The following is a 17909-nucleotide window of genomic DNA, read 5'->3' on the forward strand; positions in this document are numbered from 1 at the left end:
ATCATCCCCTCTGTTTGAAACGGTGTCGGCCCACCGTCGCATTGCCCCCTTCACTTTAGGGGTGCCCCTGACCGACGGCGATTTCTTCGGTATCGCCGGAAGAGGCCGACGGGCAGCGTCGTGTTACCCCCGAGCGACGCAGCCCAGAACGGGTTCGACGCCGCGTCCCACCCCATCCCCTTGGGGGCGCGGCGTCGGCCCACTTTCTTCTCTCCAAGAATTTCAGCCGTCATGCGCGGGCTTGACCCGCGCATCTGTTGCCGGTGCGAACTCCGCACGAGACCCCCGGGTCAAGCCCGGGGGTGACGGCTTGAAATGGGAATGGCAGTGTGCGGCCGTGATTCGCACCAACCACTCCTGTGCCTGATGGCTCTCTTCCAAGGTGATGCGCTGGGCTGCCGGCGGGGCGAGGCCCTGATTTTCGAGGCGGTCGACTTCGCGCTCGAGCCCGGCGATGCGCTCTGGCTCTCCGGGCCCAATGGCAGCGGCAAGTCGAGCCTGCTGCGGGTGATGGCGGGATTGCTGCCGCCGGTCGCGGGCAGCCTCACTTGGGACGGCGCGCCGATCGGGCAAGATCGCGACGCGCATCGTGCCCGGCAACGCTATCTCGGCCATCTCGACGCGGTGAAGACGCATCTTTCGGTCGCCGAGAATCTCAGCTTCTGGGCGGCCTACTGGGAAATCGCCGCGCGCACGGTGCCGACGGCACTCGATCGACTCGGCATCGCGCATCTGGCGGAAGCGCCCGCGCGGCATTTGTCGGCGGGACAAAGACGGCGCCTGGCGCTGGCGCGGCTTGCCCTCTCGGCGGCGCCACTCTGGCTGCTCGACGAGCCTTCCGCCGCGCTGGATACCGACGGCATCGAGCGTCTCGCCGCCTTGATCGGCGAAGCCCGCCGCGCCGGCGGCATCGTCATCTTCTCCAGCCATGACACTTTGCCGGTCCCGGGCATGAAGCAACTGGCGCTCGCCGCATGAGCGCATCATGAGCGCCTTCGTCGCCTTGCTCCGCCGCGATCTCAGGCTCGGCCTGCGCCAGGGCATCGATGCGCTGGTGGTGGTGCTGTTCTTCCTGGTGGCCGGCGCGATCTTTCCCTTCGCGGTCGGCCCGGAGCCGGAGCGGCTGAAGTCGATTTCCGGCGGCGTGGCGCTCGCCATGGCGGCGCTGGCGGCTTTGCTGTCGCTCGACCGGCTCTATCAGAGCGACCACGAGGACGGCAGCCTCGACCAGATCCTGCTCTCGCCCCTGCCGCTGGAGCTGGTGACGGTCGCCAAGTCGCTGTCCCACTGGCTGCTGACCGGTCTGCCGTTGCTGCTGGCGGCGCCGATCCTGGCGATGATGCTGAAGCTGCCGCCCGAGGGACATATTCCTTTGCTGCTCTCCCTCGCGCTTTCGACACCGATCCTAAGCCTGCTGGGCGGACTCGGCGCCGCCTTGACTCTGGGGGCCCGGCGCGGCGGCGTGCTGCTGACTTTCCTGGTCCTGCCGCTCTATGTCCCGGCCCTGATCCTGGGGGCGGCCGGCCTTGATGCCAGCCTGACCGGCGCCGGCGGCAACGCACATTGGCTGATTTTGGGGGGATTGGACATCGCCGCCCTGGCACTTTGCCCCTGGGCAACCGCGGCGGCGCTGCGCGAGGTCACGCCTTAGCCGGCCTCCATCACATTTTCGCAAATTGGGAAATTTGCAACGATCTGTTGCTCTACTGCCACAGTGGAGTGCTTTCCGTCACATAGCGCTGTAGAAAACTGGAATCCCCATGGATTCCGCCATTTGAATCGGCTTATCTTTGCGCCGTGCAGCGGTTAATGCGCCATTGACGCCGTTCCGCAGCAACGCCTATGACCGAAGATTGTCCCAGGGGGTCTTAAACCATGAATCGCGATTTCAAGCTTCTTGTGCTTGGTTCCAGCCTGTTGGCCTTGACGGCCTGCGCGGCTCCGAACCGTGAGCCCGATCTCTCCAACATCAAGTCCAACGTCGACCAGACCCGCGAAGGTGACTTCGGGGACTTCCTGTACAACCTGGTCGAAGCCGAGGACAAGGCGCGCGAAGCGTCCGACATCAAGGCGAGCCTCGATGCCGATGCTCCGTACCTCTACACGAACCTGCCGCTCCGCAAGAAGGGCGTGCAGCTCTCTGAAGAGGCGCTGGACCATCGCAAGAAGGCCGAAGCTGCGCTGAACCGGATCCTCGATCCGATCCGCGCCCGCCTCGCCTATCTCGAATCCCTCCACGTGCCGCAGGATGTCGGCCCGCTGAAGGCGTCGATCTACTTCGCCACCGGTTCTTCGCGCATCACTGCCGAAGAAGGCGGCAAGCTCGCCCAGGTCGGCAACTTCCTGAGCCAGTACCCGATCTCGCACATCCAGATCGATTGCTACACCGACACGAAGGGCTCGACCGGCGCCAACAAGGAACTGGCCCGTCGTCGTTGCGCTTCGACCGTCGAAGCTCTCAAGAAGGCCGGCGTTCCGCTGGCGGCCACCGTCGCGACCGACGCGGTCGGCGAGCCGAAGGACAGCCCGGATAACACGGACAACCAAGAGAACCGTCGCGTTGACGTCATGGTTGCCCCGCACGGCACCTACAACAAGGGCATGTAATTGTCCTGACGTCTGGTCTGCTTCGGCAGGCGAGACGGCGAGAACTGCAAGGAACGGGCGCCACCCCTGGGTGGCGCCCGATTTCTTTTGTACTCACGTCATCACCGGGCTTGACGGTGAAGGGAAGATCCAGCGGCGGATCGTCGCCCTTTGGATTGATCTCGGGCATTTGACCCGGATCACTGTTGCCCGGGGCCCGATCGCTGTATAAATCCGGCCCATGTCCGGATCTGCCTTTCACCGATTTGCCAATCCCGGCAGGTTCTTACGCCTCGCCAGCAAGGTGCTGCCCTGGCTTGCCGCGGCGACCGCGCTGAGCTTTGCAGTGGGACTCTATTTCGCGCTCTTTGCCTCGCCGCCGGACTACCAGCAAAAAGACACCGTGCGGATCATGTATGTCCACGTGCCCGCGGCCTGGATCGCCATGTTCGCCTATGGCTGGGTGGGGCTCGCCTCCGCCGCTTCGCTGATCTGGCGACACCCGCTGGCCGATGTCGCCGCCGAGGCCGCCTCGCCGGTCGGTGCCGTCTTCACCTTCATCGCCCTCGTCTCCGGCTCGCTCTGGGGCCGGCCGATGTGGGGCACCTATTGGGTTTGGGATGCGCGGCTGACCTCCTTCCTGCTGCTGCTCTTTCTCTATCTCGGCCATCTCGCTTTGCTGAATGCCTTCGACGACCGGCAGCGCGGCCGCCGCGTCGCCGCGGTGCTGGCGGTGGTCGGATTGATCGATCTGCCGATCATCAAGTTCGCGGTCGATTGGTGGAACACGCTGCACCAGCCGGCGAGCGTGCTGAAGATGGGCGGGCCGTCGATCGACGCCTCGATGCTGCGGCCGCTGCTGATCATGGCGCTGGCCTGCCAGTGCTACTTCTTCCTCGTGACCTTCATGCGGATGCGGGCCCTGCTGCTGGAAGCGCGGCAGCGCACCCTCGCCTATCGCCGCAACACCGCGCGACCGCGCGCGCCGGCGACGATGACCGCCGGGGGAACGACGGGAGGCAGCGGCGCATGAGCGAGTTTTTATCGATGGGCGGCTATGCCGCCTTCATCTGGCCGAGCTATGGCGTCGCCGCGCTGCTGCTGGTGGCGCTGTTCCTGCTTTCCGCGCGCCGGCTGCAAGCCGCCGAGCGCGTCCTCGATGACCAAGACGGCGTGGAAGAAGAATGAAGCAGCGGATGAAGCGCAAGACCCTGCGGCTCTATCTGCTGGTGGCGAGTCTCTGCCTGCTCGGCGTCGCCGTCGGCCTCGCGCTTTTCGCCTTCCAGAGCCGCATCGTCTATTTCTTCAGCCCGAGCGACATCGCCGCCGACCGGCCGGAGCCCGGCCGCGTGGTGCGCGTCGGCGGCCTGGTCGAGGCCGGCAGCGTCGATCGCTCCGGCGACGGCTCGACCATCCATTTCAAGGTCACCGACCTCAGCAACACGGTCGAGGTCACCTATCGGGGCGTGCTGCCGGATCTCTTCCGCGAGAGCCAGGGCGTCGTGGTCGAGGGCGCCTACGGCGTCGATGGGAAATTCACCGCCACCGAAGTGCTGGCCAAGCATGACGAGAAATACATGCCGCCGGAAGTCGCCAAGGCCCTGAAGGAATCCGGCCGCTGGCAGGAAGGCGCCACCACCGAGCCGACGAGCAACACGGGCACAGCCACGGGGGCCAATCCATGATCGCCGAGTTCGGCCATTACGCACTCGTGCTCGCCTTCGCGCTCTCGCTGGCGCAGTCGGTGCTGCCGATGATCGGCGCGCAGCGGGGCTTGCGACCCTGGATGTCCTTCGCGCGGCCGGCTGCCTTCGCGCAGTTCGGTTTTGTCGGCTTCGCTTTCCTGGCGCTGGTGATCTGCTTCGTGCGCTCCGACTTCTCGGTCGCCGCGGTCTATCGCTATTCGCATTCCCAGCAGCCGCTCATCTACAAGATCGCCGCCGCCTGGGGCAATCACGAGGGCTCGCTGCTGCTCTGGGTGCTGATCCTGGCGATCTTCGGCGCGCTGGTGGCGCTGTTCGGCGAGAACCTGCCGCCGCGCCTCAAGGCCCGCGCGCTTTCGGTGCAGGGCATGATCGGCTTCGCCTTCCTGGCCTTCATGCTGTTCACCTCCAATCCCTTCGACCGCCTGTCGCCGGCGCCGCTCGAGGGCCAGGAGCTCAACCCGCTGCTGCAGGATCCCGGCCTCGCGCTGCATCCGCCGATGCTTTATCTCGGCTATGTCGGCTTCTCGATGACTTTCTCCTTCGCGGTCGCCGCGATGATCGAAGGCCGGGTCGATGCCGCCTGGGCGCGCTGGGTGCGGCCCTGGACCCTGCTCGCCTGGACCACCTTGACCGCCGGCATCGCGCTGGGCGCGCATTGGGCCTATTACGAGCTCGGCTGGGGCGGCTGGTGGTTCTGGGATCCGGTGGAGAATGCCTCCTTCATGCCCTGGCTGGTCGGCACCGCGCTGCTGCATTGCCAGACGGTGGTCGAGAAGCGCGATGCGCTGAAGGTCTGGACCATCCTGCTCGCGATCATCGCCTTCGGCTTCAGCCTGCTCGGCACCTTCCTGGTGCGCTCCGGCGTCATCACCTCGGTCCATGCCTTCGCCCAGGATCCGGCGCGCGGGTTGTTCATCCTGTTGATCCTCGGGGTCGCGCTGGGCGGCTCCTTCGCGCTGTTCGCCTGGCGCGCGCCGCACTTGAACGCCGGAGGCTTGTTCGCGCCGATCAGCCGCGAGGGCGCCTTGGTGCTGAACAACCTGCTGCTCTCCGTCGGCGCCGCCACCGTGCTGCTCGGCACGCTCTATCCGCTGGCCATGTCGGTGATCGGCGGCAGCGCGGTCTCGGTCGGCTGGCCCTATTACATCGTCACCTTCGTGCCGCTGATGGTGCCGATGGTGTTGCTGATGGCGGTGGGGCCGCTGCTCGGGTGGAAGCGCGGCGATCTGCCGGGGGCGCTGCAGCGCCTGGCGGTCGCCGGCGTGCTGGCACTCTTCGCCGCCGGCTATACGCTCAACCGCGAGGTCGGCGGCTCCTGGCTGGCGCCGCTCGGCGTGGCGCTCGGGGTCTGGCTGTTCGTCGGCACGTGCATCGAATGGATCGAGCGGGTGAAGCTGTTCCGAGTCCATCCGCGGGAGAACTGGAATCGCGCCCAGCACCTGCCGCGCCGCGCTTATGGCATGACCCTCGCCCATATCGGCCTCGCGGTCGCGATCGTCGGCATGACCGGCTCGGCGGCCTGGAAGACCGAGAGCGTCAAGACCATGCAGCTGGGCGAACAGGTGACGCTCGGCGACTACACCTATCGCTTCGACGGCGTCGAGCCGATCCGCGGGCCCAACTATCTCGCCGAGCGCGGCACCTTCAGCGTCAGCCGCGACGGCAAGCCCTACACCACGCTCCACCCCGAGCGCCGGCAATACGAAGTCCAGGAGATGCCGACCACCGAGGCCGCGATCGAATCCTCGATCCGCGGGGACATCTATGCGGTGATCGGCGACCGCACCGGGCCGCAATCCTGGACCGTGCGCATCTATCACCAGCCGCTGGTGCCCTGGATCTGGACCGGTGGTCTGCTGATGGCCCTGGGCGGCATCGTCTCCCTCTCCGACCGGCGCTATCGTGTCGGCGTGCCCAACCGCCTTCCCGTCGTGCAGGCGACCGGAGCCTGAGGAACAATGCCCTTGCGTCGCCTGCTTTACGCCCTGCCGATTCTGCTGCTGGTGCTGTTTGGCTGGCTGGCTTGGCGCGGCCTGGCGCCCGACCGCAATCCTTCGGCTTTGCCCTCGGCGCTGATCGGGCAGCCGGTGCCGCAATTCGATCTGCCGCCGCTCGATCCCGCCGCGGCGAGGCTCGCGACCGCCGACGTCGGCGGCCATGTCACCGTGATCAACTTCTTCGCCTCCTGGTGCCTGCCCTGCAAGGCCGAGCACCCGTTGCTCTTCGCGCTGGGGAAAGACTACGGCGTGCCGGTCTACGGCATCGCCTTCAAGGACAAGCCCTCGGCGACCGCCGCCTATATTCAGGAGCTTGGCAGTCCCTATGCCAAGATCGGCCTGGATGAGACCGGTCGCACCGGCCTCGACTTCGGCCTGATGGGCGTGCCGGAGACGTTCATCATCGACAAGGACGGCATCGTGCGCTATCGGCTGCCGATGCCGCTCGATCCTGACCGCATCCGCGACGAAATCGGCCCGCTGCTGAAGAGCCTGCAGCCGTGAAGACCTGGCTGCGCTTTCTCGCCGTCCTCGCATTGGTGCTCGGCGCGCAGCTGGCGCAGGCGGATCCGCAGGACCCGACCCGCGACCAGCCCTTGCCCGACCCGGCGATGGAAGCGCAAGCCCGCGCCTTCATGCGCGACATCCGCTGCGTGGTCTGCCAGAGCCAGTCGATCGACGAATCCGACGCCGAGATCGCGGCGCAGCTCCGCAACGTGATCCGCGAGCAGATGGCGGCGGGCAAGAGCCCTGACGAGATCCGCGAATTCCTGGTCGCGCGCTACGGCGACTTCGTGCTGCTGAAGCCGCCATTCAAGGCCTCGACCCTGCTGCTTTGGGGCGGGCCGTTCATCCTGGTTGCGATCGGGCTCGGCGTGATCCTGCTGCAGCGCGGGCGAAGGACCGCCGCGGCGCCGGGTGCCGGCCTGGCGCCGCCGGATTTGAGCGAGAGCGAACGCGCCCGGGTGCAGAGAATGCTGAAAGGCGAGGACGCATCATGATCCTGCTCTGGATCGTCCTCGGGGTGATGACCCTGGCGGCGGCGCTGATTCTCGCCTGGCCGTTGTTCGATTCGCGGCGTTTCAAGAACGACAGCGCCTTCGCGCTCGCCGTCTATCGCGACCAGCTGGCCGAGATCAACCACGATGCGGCGCGCGGCATCCTCGACGAGACGCAGGCGCGCGCGGCGCAGATCGAGATCGAGCGCCGCATCCTCGCGCTCGCCGACGCGCCGAAATTCCAGCCGGCCAAGGCCCCGGCGCCGGTGCTGATCGTCGCCATGGCGGTGGTGCTGCCCTTGGCGGCCTTCGGTCTCTACCTGCAGCTGGGAAGGCCGGATCTGCCCGGTTCGCCGGCGCAAGGTCTCGCCGAGTCCGTCGCCGCCTCGCCGGAGTTGCAAGCCCTGCAGCAGGCGGTCGAGAAAGCGCCGACCGATCCTGCCGCATGGCGAGCGCTCGGCGAAGGCCTGATGGCGGCACGGCGGCCGAGCGATGCCGCCAATGCCTTTGCCAGGGCCTTGGGCCTGGGCGACAAGGATCCGAAGCTGCAATCGCGCTATGGCTCGGCGCTGGTGCTGGCGGCGCAGGGACGAGTCGATGACAAGGCGAAGGCGGCCTTCAGCGGGGCGCTCACAGCCGATCCGACCGATCCAATCGCGCGATTCTTCTTGGGCCTCGCCAAGGAGCAATCCGGCGACGCAGCCGGCGCCCTGACCGACTGGCTGGCGCTGGAGCGCGACCTGCCGCCGGACATGCCCTGGCACGCCGACCTCACCCAGAACATCGACCGCGTCGCCCGCGAGCTCGGCAAGGATCCCGCGACCTTGCCCGGCCGGGCACCCGCGGCGAATGCGCCGCAGCAAGGCGGGGCGCCGAGCCAGTCCGATCTGGACGCGGCGGCGCAAATGTCCGACAGCGAGCGCCAGGCCTTCATCGAAAGCATGGTGGCGAAGCTCGCCGAGCGTCTGAAGAGCGAGCCCGACGATCTCGACGGCTGGATGCGGCTCGCCAAGGCCTACGGCGTGCTCGGCAAGCGCGAGGATGCGCGCGCGGCCTGGGCCAAGGCCTCGGCGCTGGCGCCGACGCGGCTCGACGTACAGCTCGATTATGCCAATGCGCTGATCGATGGCAGCAGCGATCTTTCGAAGACCCTGCCGCCGAGTTTCGCCGAGACCGTCACCAAGATCCGCACCCTGGCGCCGGACAATCCGCTCGGTCTCTATTACGGCGGGCTGGTGGCGCGCGCCGAGGGCGACAGCGCGTCCGCCAGGGAAATGTGGCTGAAGGTGCTGGCGCTCATCCCCGAAGGATCGGCCCAGCGCGAGAGCCTGCAGCACGAGATCGATTCACTCTCGAAGTGAGGCGAAGCGTCTGCCTGGTAGAACCGCGGATCAGATGACCTTCTTGAGCGCGCCGAGGAAATCGGCGACCGAGCCCGAGAGTCGGCCGCTGTGGGTCTCGAGGGCGGCGCTGGACTGGTTCAGCTGGGTCGCCGAGTTGCGGGTCTCCGCGGTCGCCCGCTGAACGCCGTCCATGCTGGCGGTGACGGTGGTCGCATTGGCCAGTGCCTGCTCGACATTGCGGGCGATCTCCTTGGTCGCGGCACTCTGCTCCTCCATGGCCGAGGCAATGCTTTCGGCGGCCTCGTCCATGGCGGCGATCACGCCGGACGCGGCGCGGATCGCGCCGGAGACGGCGCCGACGCCGCTTTCGATCTCGTTGACCTGGCTGGTGATCTCGTCGGCGGCACGGGCGCTCTGCCCGGCGAGATTCTTCACTTCGTTCGCGACCACCGCGAAGCCGCGACCGGCCTCGCCGGCGCGTGCCGCCTCGATCGTCGCATTGAGCGCGATCAGGTTGGTCTGGTCGGCGACCTCCTTGATCATGGCAACGACCTGGCGCACCCGTTCGGCGCTCTTGATCAAGGTTTCGGTGCGCTGGCTGGCCTCTTCGGTCTCGCGCTTGGCTTCATGGGCGATTTCCGCCGAGCGATGAATCTGCTGGTTGATTTCGCCGATCGAGGCGTTGAGCTGCTCGGTCGCCGTCGCGACCGTCTCCAGGCTGCTGCGGGCCCCGCCGCTGGCGTCGGCCGCCGCGACCGTGCTTTCGGCAGTTGCGCCGGCCGCGAGGCTCAGCTGTTTTGCCGTGGCGCCGATCTCCTGGGTCACCGCGGCGAGATCCGAGACGATCAGCGCGGTGTTCTGCTCGAAGGTGCCGCGCGCGGCGGCGAAGTCGCGGATCTTGCCCTGCATTGCGCCGGTCGCGGCGTTGATCGCCTCGGCGCCGTGCTGGTAGGCGCCGGACATGCCGGTTTCCACCACGCGGCGGTAGTAGACGTGCCGACTGACCGCCTCCAGCGACGCGGTCGCTTCGCGCACGAAGGCATCGGCGCGATCGATCACGTCGTTGGCCTCCCAGGCCAGCCGCTCGATCGGCGAATCGCCTTCGATGCGCGCAACGCGGGCCTCGAGGTCGCCCGCCTTCAGGCGGCTCAGCATGCCGGTAACCTGGGCGACCAGCCGGCGCTCACGGACCAGGCCGACCAGCGCCAGGAGCTGCAGCAGCAAGGCGACGCCGCCCAGGAACGCGGCGGCGGCCGAAAAGCCGAAGAACGCGACAATGCCGGCGATGAGGACGCCGGCGCCGGCGAGAACGGCCAGCAGCAATGGGCTAAATCGAGAAAATAAATTCGTCATAGGAAACCTTGGCGCTCTTCAATTTTTCGGTCAGGGCGGCGACGGCGGCATGCATGCCGTCCTTGCGGTTGGCATGGCTGTTCTCGATCGCCAGCAGCTCGGCATAGATCGGCTTGATCACATTGTCGATCGGCTCGCGGCGCGGCACCCGGCGATTCGAGTGATAGCCGATGATCTCGCGCTTCTCGTTGAAGCTCGGCGTCACATGGGCGAAGACCCAGTAATGGTCGCCGTTGGTCGCGCGGTTGAGTACATAGGCGAAGATCTCCTGGCCGGCCTGGATGGTTTCCCAGAGCAGCCAGAACACCGCGCGCGGCATGTCGGGATGGCGGATCAGGCTGTGCGGCGCGTCGAGCGTGTGACGCACGTCGAGATTGGCGATGTCGAGGAACGTGCGATTGGCATAGGTGATCCGACCCTTGAGATCGGTCTTGGTGACGATCACGTCCGACGGATCGAAAAATCGCTCGCGACCCGTCAAGGATCGGTCGATGGTCATGAAGCCTGGCTCCTTGGAAGCATAGGAAAAGTCAGGCCTATCCTTGGTCAGGGTGGTTAAAAAACCCTCAACTTCGTTGGGGATTTGCCGCGTGACGGAAGCGCGCAGGGTTTAAGCCTTGGCTTCACTTCGACGTGACCGGTGTCGGGCGATTTAAACTCGACTTGTAGCCACTGGTGTGTTCCGCCCAGTATTCCGCCATGTCGTCCAATCCGTCCCGTTTGTTGACACCGGCGCTCACGGCGCTGCTGCTTTGCGGCTGTTGGGGCGGCGGGACGGCACCACCGCCCCGGGAATCCGTGGTCAGCCATTTCGTGCGCGGCGCACCCGATCAGATCCAGACCACGATCGTCGATCCCCTGCCGGTGCAGGCGGCGGTGCTGCGGCTGCCCGATGGGCAGACGGTCGCCGCCTATCAGATCGATCGGGATCGCAACACCTATACCGATACCACGGATTACTATGGTTCCGGCCTCGGCGTCGGTGTCGAGGGCGGCTCCAATGGCGGCGTTTCCACTGGCGTCGGCTTCGGCTTCCCGCTGTTCGGCGGCAGCGGTCCGGACCAGCGCAGCCATTCCACCACTACCAGCACGCTCCGCTTCAAGGTGCCCGACATGGCCGCCTATCGCCGTGACTGGCAGCATTGGGTGCTGCACGTCGACCTCGACGACGGCGCCAACCGCCGCTCGATCGAGACCCTGCCGCCGGCGCCGCCGCTCGAATAGACCCCGGCCCGGAACCGCGTGACGGGAAGTTGGAGTAGCTCTATCATTCCGATGAACGGGGTGTTGGAGCGCCATGAACCAGCCTGTGCAGAGCTTCTCGACCACGCCGGTACGGTCCCTGCCCGCCGCCTGGTATTGCGATCCCGCGGTCTACGAAGCTGAGCGCGCGGCGATCTTCGCCAGGACCTGGCAGTTCATCGGGCCGGAAGCGGAGTTGGCGCGGCCCGGCGATTATCGCGCGGTGCAGATCGCCGGTTATCGCCTGTTCGTGATCCGCGAGCGCAACGGCCAGCTCCGGGCCTTCCACAATCTCTGCCCGCATCGCGCCGCCCCCTTGCTCAGCGAAGGCGACGGGCATTGCGACGTACTTCGCTGTCGCTACCACGGCTGGACCTTCGCCACCGACGGCCGGCTGATGGCGATGCCGAATTTCGGCGAGGCCGCCTGGTTCGACAAGCAAGCGCACGGCCTGATGCCGGTCCGGGTCGAGACCTGGCGCGGCCTGGTCTTCGCGTGCCTGGACGACAGCGCCGTGCCGCTGGTCGAGTTTCTGGGCGACCTGCCCGCCTTGCTCGAGCCCTATCCGATCGAGAGCTTCGGCAAGCTGGACCAGGCCGAGTTCGCGATGGACTGCAACTGGAAGACCTATACCGACAATTTCGTCGAGGGCTACCACATCCCCGGCATCCATCCGGGCCTGAATGCCGCGGTCGATATGTCGCGCTTCGAGACCACGCATCAGAAGGGCGTCGTGATCATGAAGGCGCCGCAGAAGGGCGGCTCGATCTACGGCGGACTCTGGCTCTGGATCTGGCCCAACATGACCTTGTCCGTCTACCCCGACGGGATGAACACCTCGCGTATCATCCCGACTTCCGAGACCCGCACCGAGCTCCGCTACGAGTTCTATTTCGCCGACCGGAGTCCAGGGCTGCTGGAAAAACACCGCGCGACGATCGAGACCAACTGCGAGATCGTGCGCGAGGACTTCGGCATCTGCGAAGAAGTGCAGCAGAATTTGAAAGCCGGCATCTACCGCGATGGGCCGTTGAGCCCGCGGCACGAGGACGGCGTGCATTATTTCCAGGACATGGTGCGGCAGAGTCTCGGCAATCATGTCGGCAGATAGGAACCGGCGCGTCGTCCTCGCGGCGCGGCCGAAGGGATTGCCAAAGCTTTCGGACTTCCGCCTCGAGGAAGCGCCGATCCCGCAGCCGCAGGACGGCGAGGTCCTGCTGCGGATCCAGTATCTCTCGCTCGATCCCTATATGCGCGGGCGGATGGACGATGGGCCCTCCTATGCGACGCCGACCGCGATCGGCCAGGAGATGGAAGGCGGGACCGTCGCGACGGTGCTCGAATCCCGGCATCCGGATTACCAGCCCGGCGAAACCGTGCTTTCCTATTCCGGCTGGCAGAGCCATGCCGTCGCCAAGGCTGAAGCGCTGCGCAGGCTCGATCCTAACGCGGCGCCGGTCACAACGGCTTTGGGCGTGCTCGGCATGCCGGGCTTCACCGCATACGCGGGTTTGCGCAATATCGGCAAGCCGAAGCCCGGCGAGACCGTCGTCGTCGCGGCAGCGAGCGGTGCGGTCGGCGCCATTGTCGGCCAGATCGCGAAGCTGCAAGGAGCGCGAGCCATCGGCATCGCCGGGGGCGCGGAGAAATGCGCCTTCATCCGCAATGAGCTCGGCTTCGACGCGGCGATCGACCATCGGGCGCCGGACCTGGCGGCGCAACTGGCCAAGACCTGTCCCAAGGGCATCGACGTCTATTTCGAGAATGTCGGCGGCCCTGTCTGGGACGCGGTCTTCCCGCTCTTGAACAACTTCGCCCGCATTCCAGTCTGTGGCCTGATCGCCCAGTATAACGATGTCCCGCCTTTTCCCGGACCGGACCGCTTCCCGGTGGTGATGGAGGACGTCCTGACCAAGCGCTTCCACATCCAGGGCTTCATCCAGTTCGACTACGCCGAGCAGCGCCCGGACTTCTATCGCGACATGGCGGAATGGATACGGGAGGGCCGGGTCAAGTATCGCGAGGACATCATCGACGGGCTGGAGAAGGCGCCGGAAGGCTTGATCGGGCTCCTGCAGGGCAGGAATTTCGGCAAGCTGATCGTGCGGGTCGCGCCGATCTAGCTGACACCACGCCCTAATATTGTGACTGCGGATTATACGGGAGATCGGTATTGCCGTAGTCGATGCCCATCGCGTGCAGGGCCGAAGTCACTTGCGCGCGGTGATGGGTGCCGTGGTTGAAGAGCTGCATCAAGGTGAACTGGCGCGGGTGGCTGCGCTCGCGGCCAAGGCGCGGGTGGTGGTAGCTCACCGTCTCGTCCAGCCAGGTCTTCGGCTGCAGGCGGATCTTGTCGAGCAGCATGGCATCGAAGGCGACGCGCTCCGCCCGCAGGGTCGCGTAGTCGTCGGTGACCTTGCGGTTGGGATCCCAGTCGCGCGGCGGCAGACCGCTCACCGTGAAATCCCAGAGCACGCGATCGACCATCAGGATGTGGTCGAGCGTGCAGTGGATGGAGCCGAAGAAGAGGCCACGGTCCTGCTTGCGGTCCGCGTCGCTCAGGCCGTCGCAGATGCCGTAGAGATTCTGGTTCTGCCACTGGCTGTAGAGCGCCATTTCCAGCGCCCATTCTTTCGTCCCATTGGCTTTCGTGCTCATTTCAGGCCGACCAGGCCGCGGAGCTTATAGAGCAGCTCCAGCGCCTCTTTCGGCGAGAGCTCGTCGGGATTGACTGCGCGCAAGGCGTCTTCGGCCGCGCTCGGTTCGGAGAGCTTCGTCGGTTCCGGCGCCGCGGCGGCGGCAAAGAGCGGCAGATCGTCGGCGAGACGGGTCAAGGCACTCGCCTGCTCGCCTTGCTCCAGCGTCTTCAGCACTTCCTCGGCACGCTTGATCGCGGCCGCGGGCACACCCGCGAGCTGCGCCACATGGATGCCGTAGGACCGATCGGCGGCGCCCGCTGCGATCTCATGCAGGAACTTCACCTCACCCTGCCATTCCATGACCTTCATCGTGTAGGGCTTCAACGCCGGGAGCCGCGCGGCGAGGCTGGTCAGCTCATGGTAATGCGTCGCGAAAAGCGTGCGGCAGCGATTGACCTCGTGCAGATGCTCGAGACAGGCCCAGGCGATCGAGAGGCCGTCGAAGGTCGCGGTACCGCGGCCGATCTCGTCGAGGATGACCAGCGCGCGGTCGCCGGCCTGATTGAGGATGGCCGCGGTCTCCACCATCTCGACCATGAAGGTCGAGCGGCCGCGGGCGAGATCGTCGGCGGCACCGACTCTGGAGAACAGGCGATCGACCACGCCGATCCGCGCCATCTTCGCCGGCACGAAAGACCCGATCTGCGCCAGGACGGCGATCACGGCGTTCTGGCGCAAGAAAGTGGATTTACCGGCCATGTTCGGGCCGGTCACCAGCCACAAGCGTCGTTCGGGGGAGAGGTCGCAGTCATTGGCGACGAAGGCACCGGCATTCTGGCGCCGCAACGCGGCCTCCACCACCGGATGGCGGCCGCCTTCGATCTCGAAGGTCCGGCTGTCGTCGCATTTCGGCCGCACCCAATCCTCGTCGCGGGCGAGAGCCGCCAAGGCGGCGCCGACGTCGATCAGCGCCAGGGCCGCGGCCGCCTCGGCGATCGGCGCGGCACGGGCGATCACCTCGGCGGTGAGATCGGCGAACAGGCGCAATTCCAGCGCCAGCGCGCGGTCGGCGGCATGGACGATCTTCTGCTCGAGCTCCGCCAACTCTCCGGTCGAGAAGCGCATGGCATTGGCCATGCTCTGCCGCAGCACGAAGCGGGGATCGCCTTTCAGCTTGTCGGCATGGACCGGCGTTGCCTCGATGTAATAGCCGATGACGTTGTTGTGACGGATCTTGAGGCTGGGGATGCCGCTCTCGCTCTTCAGCCGCGCCTCCAGCTCCAGCACCAGCTGTCGCGAGCCGTCGCGCAGCTTCAGCAATTCGTCCAGCTCCGGCGCATAACCGGGCGCGATGAAGCCGCCGTCGCGGCTCAAGAACGGCAGCTCGGCCTTCAATGCGCGGGAGAGACGGCCGACCAGCTCGCCATGATGGCCGAGACCGATTTCTGCGGCTTTCAGGAGCTTCGGCGCCGGGTTGCGGGGGGCGGCGATGACGGCGCGCAAGGCCGCGGCCTGTTGCAGCCCGTCGCGGATCGCCGCGAGATCGCGCGGGCCGCCACGGCCGGCCGTGAGCCGTGACAAGGCGCGCTCGAGATCCGGCACCTGGCGGAGCGCCTCGCGGAGAGCCTCGCGCAGCCCGTCGTCGCCCAGCAGGAACTGCACCAGGTCCTGGCGTTCGGCGATGGCGGCGGGGTCAGTGAGCGGCGCGGAAAGAAATTCATTCAGCAGACGCGCGCCCGCACCCGTGACCGTCCGGTCGATGGTGGCGAGCAGCGAGCCCGCGCGTTCGCCGGAGAGGGTGCGGGTGAGCTCGAGGTTGCGCCGGGTCGCGGCATCGATCTCCAGGATCGCGGCGGCGGAGATGCGCTTCAGCGCCGCGAGGCGCGGCATCTTGCCCTGCTGGGTGAGCTCGACATAGTCGAGGATGGCGCCGGCGGCGGCGATCTCGGCGCGGCTGAAGGCGCCGAAGGCATCGAGGGTCGCCGCACCCAGGAAGCGCTCCAGCCGCAGCCGCGCGTTCTCGCTGTCGAAGCGGCTGCCGGGCAGCGGCGACAATTGCCGGCGCCAGTCGCCGAAGACCTCGAACAAATCGGGTGTCGCCAGCAAACGGTCGGGCAGCAGGATCTCGTTGGGATCGAGCCGCGCCAGCGCTGCGGGAAGTGCCGGCTTCTCGATCGCCTGCACGAAAAAGCCGCCGGTCGAGATATCCACCCAGGCGAGGCCGAGGCCGCCGGCGGCGTCGGCGAGGGCGACGAGATAGTTGTGCGCGCGCGCTTCGAGCAGCTCATCTTCGGTCAGGGTGCCCGGCGTCACGATGCGGACGACCGCGCGCTTCACCACCGATTTCGCGCCGCGCTTCTTCGCCTCGGCCGGGTCCTCGATCTGCTCGCAGACCCCGACCTTGAAGCCCTGGCGCACCAGCTTGGCGAGATAGGCGTCATGCGCATGGACCGGCACGCCACACATCGGGATGTCGTCGCCGTCATGCTTGCCGCGCTTGGTGAGCGCGATGTCGAGCGCCGCCGCGGCCTTCACCGCATCCTCGAAGAAGAGCTCGTAGAAATCGCCCATCCGGTAGAACAGCAGGCAATCCGGATGCGCGCGCTTGGCCGCGAGATATTGCGCCATCATCGGCGTGACGGCGTTCTTTTCTCCCGTGGATTTGCCCTGGGGGGATTTATCCACAGGGGCTGGCGATTCCAGAGGTGGCGTCTGGTCGTTCATCCGATCCGATTAGCATTCCGCGGGGCGATCGGTCCATCCTTCGGCCCAGTTATCCGGCCTCCCTGTTGTCCGTTGGCCGGGGCTCGGCCATAGTCGGCCGGGGGACGAGTTAGGACGGGACCGAATGCAGGACTCGAAGGGCGACTCCGCGGGGGAGTCCAAGGGAGGCCTGCGCCTCTGGCTCCTCCAGGGGAAGACCTCCGGCGACAATGCGCAAGTCCTGGCGCTGGGCGAAAGCCTGGCCGGCGCCGGCTCGGGCTGGCAGGCGGAGATCAAGACCGTCTCGCCCGAGCTGCGGCAGGCGGCAAAGCGGCGCTGGCCCCGGCGTCCGGCGCTCGAAGTCTTCGCCGATGCCGGCATGGCGCCACCCTGGCCGGATGTGGTGATCGGCTGCGGCCGCACCCCCTGCATCGTCGCCCAATGGCTGAAGGAACTGAGTGGCGGCCGGCTCGTGCATGTGCAGCTCGGCCGGCTCGGCACCAAGCCGAAGGCGATCGATCTCATCCTCGAGACCGCGCAATACGGCGTGGCGCCGACCGCCAACATGATCTCGCTGACCTTGCCGATCGTGCGGCGCGACCCCGTGCGCGAGGCCGCCGCGCGCGAGACCTGGGAGAAGCAGCTCCAGGACCTGCCGCGGCCCTGGCTCGGCGTTCTGGTCGGCGGCCCAGCCTCGCCGATCCCGTTCGACGCGGCGGATGGCTCGCGCCTGCTGCGCCGGATGACCGAGCTTCGGCGGGTGCTCGGCGGCTCGCTGCTGATCGCCTATGGACCGCGTACCCCCAACCCGGTGCGCGAGATCCTGGAGCTCGGCCTTTCCGGGGATCCCTCCGAGAACCGGGCACATCGCGTGTTCGGCTGGCCGCCGCAGCAGCCCAATCCCTATCCGGCGTTGCTGGCGCTGGCCGACAGGTTCCTGGTCACCTGCGACAGCGCCTCGATGATCGCCGATGCCTGCGTGACCGGGAAGCCGGTCGAGATCTTCACCCTCGCGATGCCCGAGTATCTGACGCGCTTCTCGTCCCGCGGGCTCGGGCTCTCGATCGATGCGCGACGGCGGCGGCGGCATCGCGCCGGCCTGGCTCCAGACTTTCTCGACCGGCTGCGCGACTTCCTGGTGACGGAGCGCCTTCTCTTTCCTTATCGCGACATGCGCGACCTGCTCCATGTCTTGAACATGGCCGCCATTGTAGGCAGTCTGGAGGCGCAAGCTGATGAACCTCCGGTTGCAGGGAGGGGCAGGGCGCTGCAGGAGCGCGAGATCGCCGGCGTGAAGCAGCGCATCATCGGCCTGATCCGGGCAAGACAGAACGGGACGTGA

At 66.8% G+C, this 17909-nt stretch carries 18 protein-coding genes; 14 read left to right on the plus strand and 4 right to left on the minus strand.

Annotation, left to right across the window (positions count from 1 at the left end):
- The first annotated feature begins 366 nt into the window (after nucleotides 1–366).
- The 10 genes from ccmA (at nucleotide 367) to ccmI (ending at nucleotide 8648) form a co-directional block, all read left to right on the plus strand.
- A complete protein-coding gene (gene ccmA / locus ACYQ4T_RS15720; RefSeq protein WP_459855910.1) occupies nucleotides 367–978 on the plus strand; it encodes a heme ABC exporter ATP-binding protein CcmA in 612 nt (203 codons plus the stop codon).
- A 7-nt stretch (nucleotides 979–985) separates the two neighbouring features.
- The gene (gene ccmB / locus ACYQ4T_RS15725; protein ID WP_459855912.1) at nucleotides 986–1651 is read left to right on the plus strand and encodes a heme exporter protein CcmB; all 666 of its coding nucleotides are present in this window, start codon (nucleotides 986–988) and stop codon (nucleotides 1649–1651) included.
- 224 nt (nucleotides 1652–1875) lie between these two features.
- Entirely contained in the window at nucleotides 1876–2607 is a 732-nt protein-coding gene (locus tag ACYQ4T_RS15730; RefSeq protein ID WP_459855913.1) for an OmpA family protein, read from the plus strand.
- A 220-nt stretch (nucleotides 2608–2827) separates the two neighbouring features.
- On the plus strand, nucleotides 2828–3619 hold the full coding sequence (locus tag ACYQ4T_RS15735; RefSeq protein WP_459855916.1) for a heme ABC transporter permease: 792 nt from the start codon (nucleotides 2828–2830) through the stop codon (nucleotides 3617–3619).
- Complete coding sequence (ccmD, locus tag ACYQ4T_RS15740; protein ID WP_459855919.1) at nucleotides 3616–3774, plus strand: heme exporter protein CcmD; 159 nt, start codon at nucleotides 3616–3618, stop codon at nucleotides 3772–3774. Before ACYQ4T_RS15735 ends, ccmD begins: the two co-directional genes overlap by 4 nt.
- Before the next feature lie 8 nt (nucleotides 3775–3782).
- Complete coding sequence (ccmE, locus tag ACYQ4T_RS15745; RefSeq protein WP_459858025.1) at nucleotides 3783–4271, plus strand: cytochrome c maturation protein CcmE; 489 nt, start codon at nucleotides 3783–3785, stop codon at nucleotides 4269–4271.
- A complete protein-coding gene (locus tag ACYQ4T_RS15750) occupies nucleotides 4268–6244 on the plus strand; it encodes a heme lyase CcmF/NrfE family subunit (RefSeq protein WP_459855921.1) in 1977 nt (658 codons plus the stop codon). Before ccmE ends, ACYQ4T_RS15750 begins: the two co-directional genes overlap by 4 nt.
- Before the next feature lie 12 nt (nucleotides 6245–6256).
- The gene (locus tag ACYQ4T_RS15755; protein WP_459855924.1) at nucleotides 6257–6793 is read left to right on the plus strand and encodes a DsbE family thiol:disulfide interchange protein; all 537 of its coding nucleotides are present in this window, start codon (nucleotides 6257–6259) and stop codon (nucleotides 6791–6793) included.
- The gene (locus ACYQ4T_RS15760) at nucleotides 6790–7290 is read left to right on the plus strand and encodes a cytochrome c-type biogenesis protein (RefSeq protein WP_459855927.1); all 501 of its coding nucleotides are present in this window, start codon (nucleotides 6790–6792) and stop codon (nucleotides 7288–7290) included. Before ACYQ4T_RS15755 ends, ACYQ4T_RS15760 begins: the two co-directional genes overlap by 4 nt.
- Nucleotides 7287–8648 (plus strand): c-type cytochrome biogenesis protein CcmI, encoded by a 1362-nt coding sequence (gene ccmI, locus ACYQ4T_RS15765; protein WP_459855929.1) that lies wholly within the window; start codon nucleotides 7287–7289, stop codon nucleotides 8646–8648. The genes ACYQ4T_RS15760 and ccmI overlap by 4 nt, the downstream gene beginning before the upstream one ends.
- 30 nt (nucleotides 8649–8678) lie before the next feature.
- Here ccmI and ACYQ4T_RS15770 read toward each other — a convergent pair whose 3' ends face one another.
- Both ACYQ4T_RS15770 and ACYQ4T_RS15775 read right to left on the minus strand, forming a co-directional pair.
- Entirely contained in the window at nucleotides 8679–9953 is a 1275-nt protein-coding gene (locus tag ACYQ4T_RS15770; RefSeq protein ID WP_459855932.1) for a methyl-accepting chemotaxis protein, read from the minus strand.
- A gap of 4 nt (nucleotides 9954–9957) precedes the next feature.
- Nucleotides 9958–10482: a PAS domain-containing protein gene (locus ACYQ4T_RS15775; RefSeq protein WP_459855934.1), complete on the minus strand. Its 525-nt coding sequence runs from the start codon at nucleotides 10480–10482 to the stop codon at nucleotides 9958–9960.
- 200 nt (nucleotides 10483–10682) lie between these two features.
- Between ACYQ4T_RS15775 and ACYQ4T_RS15780 the strand changes: the two genes are divergently transcribed.
- From ACYQ4T_RS15780 to ACYQ4T_RS15790, 3 genes are all read left to right on the plus strand, one after another.
- Nucleotides 10683–11207, plus strand: coding sequence for a hypothetical protein (locus ACYQ4T_RS15780; RefSeq protein WP_459855937.1), 525 nt, complete (start codon nucleotides 10683–10685; stop codon nucleotides 11205–11207).
- Nucleotides 11208–11280: 73 nt separating this feature from the next.
- Complete coding sequence (locus ACYQ4T_RS15785) at nucleotides 11281–12336, plus strand: aromatic ring-hydroxylating oxygenase subunit alpha (protein ID WP_459855939.1); 1056 nt, start codon at nucleotides 11281–11283, stop codon at nucleotides 12334–12336.
- On the plus strand, nucleotides 12323–13348 hold the full coding sequence (locus tag ACYQ4T_RS15790; protein ID WP_459855942.1) for an NADP-dependent oxidoreductase: 1026 nt from the start codon (nucleotides 12323–12325) through the stop codon (nucleotides 13346–13348). The genes ACYQ4T_RS15785 and ACYQ4T_RS15790 overlap by 14 nt, the downstream gene beginning before the upstream one ends.
- Nucleotides 13349–13361: 13 nt before the next feature.
- On the opposite strand, the gene ACYQ4T_RS15795 is transcribed toward ACYQ4T_RS15790, so the two are convergent.
- Both ACYQ4T_RS15795 and mutS read right to left on the minus strand, forming a co-directional pair.
- A complete protein-coding gene (locus ACYQ4T_RS15795) occupies nucleotides 13362–13883 on the minus strand; it encodes a DinB family protein (protein ID WP_459855944.1) in 522 nt (173 codons plus the stop codon).
- Nucleotides 13880–16588, minus strand: a complete 2709-nt coding sequence (gene mutS, locus ACYQ4T_RS15800) for a DNA mismatch repair protein MutS (protein ID WP_459855946.1) — start codon at nucleotides 16586–16588, stop codon at nucleotides 13880–13882. The genes ACYQ4T_RS15795 and mutS overlap by 4 nt, the downstream gene beginning before the upstream one ends.
- Nucleotides 16589–16712: 124 nt before the next feature.
- Between mutS and ACYQ4T_RS15805 the strand changes: the two genes are divergently transcribed.
- A complete protein-coding gene (locus ACYQ4T_RS15805) occupies nucleotides 16713–17909 on the plus strand; it encodes an ELM1/GtrOC1 family putative glycosyltransferase (protein ID WP_459855949.1) in 1197 nt (398 codons plus the stop codon).

The organism is Dongia sp. agr-C8 (genome assembly GCF_054658695.1).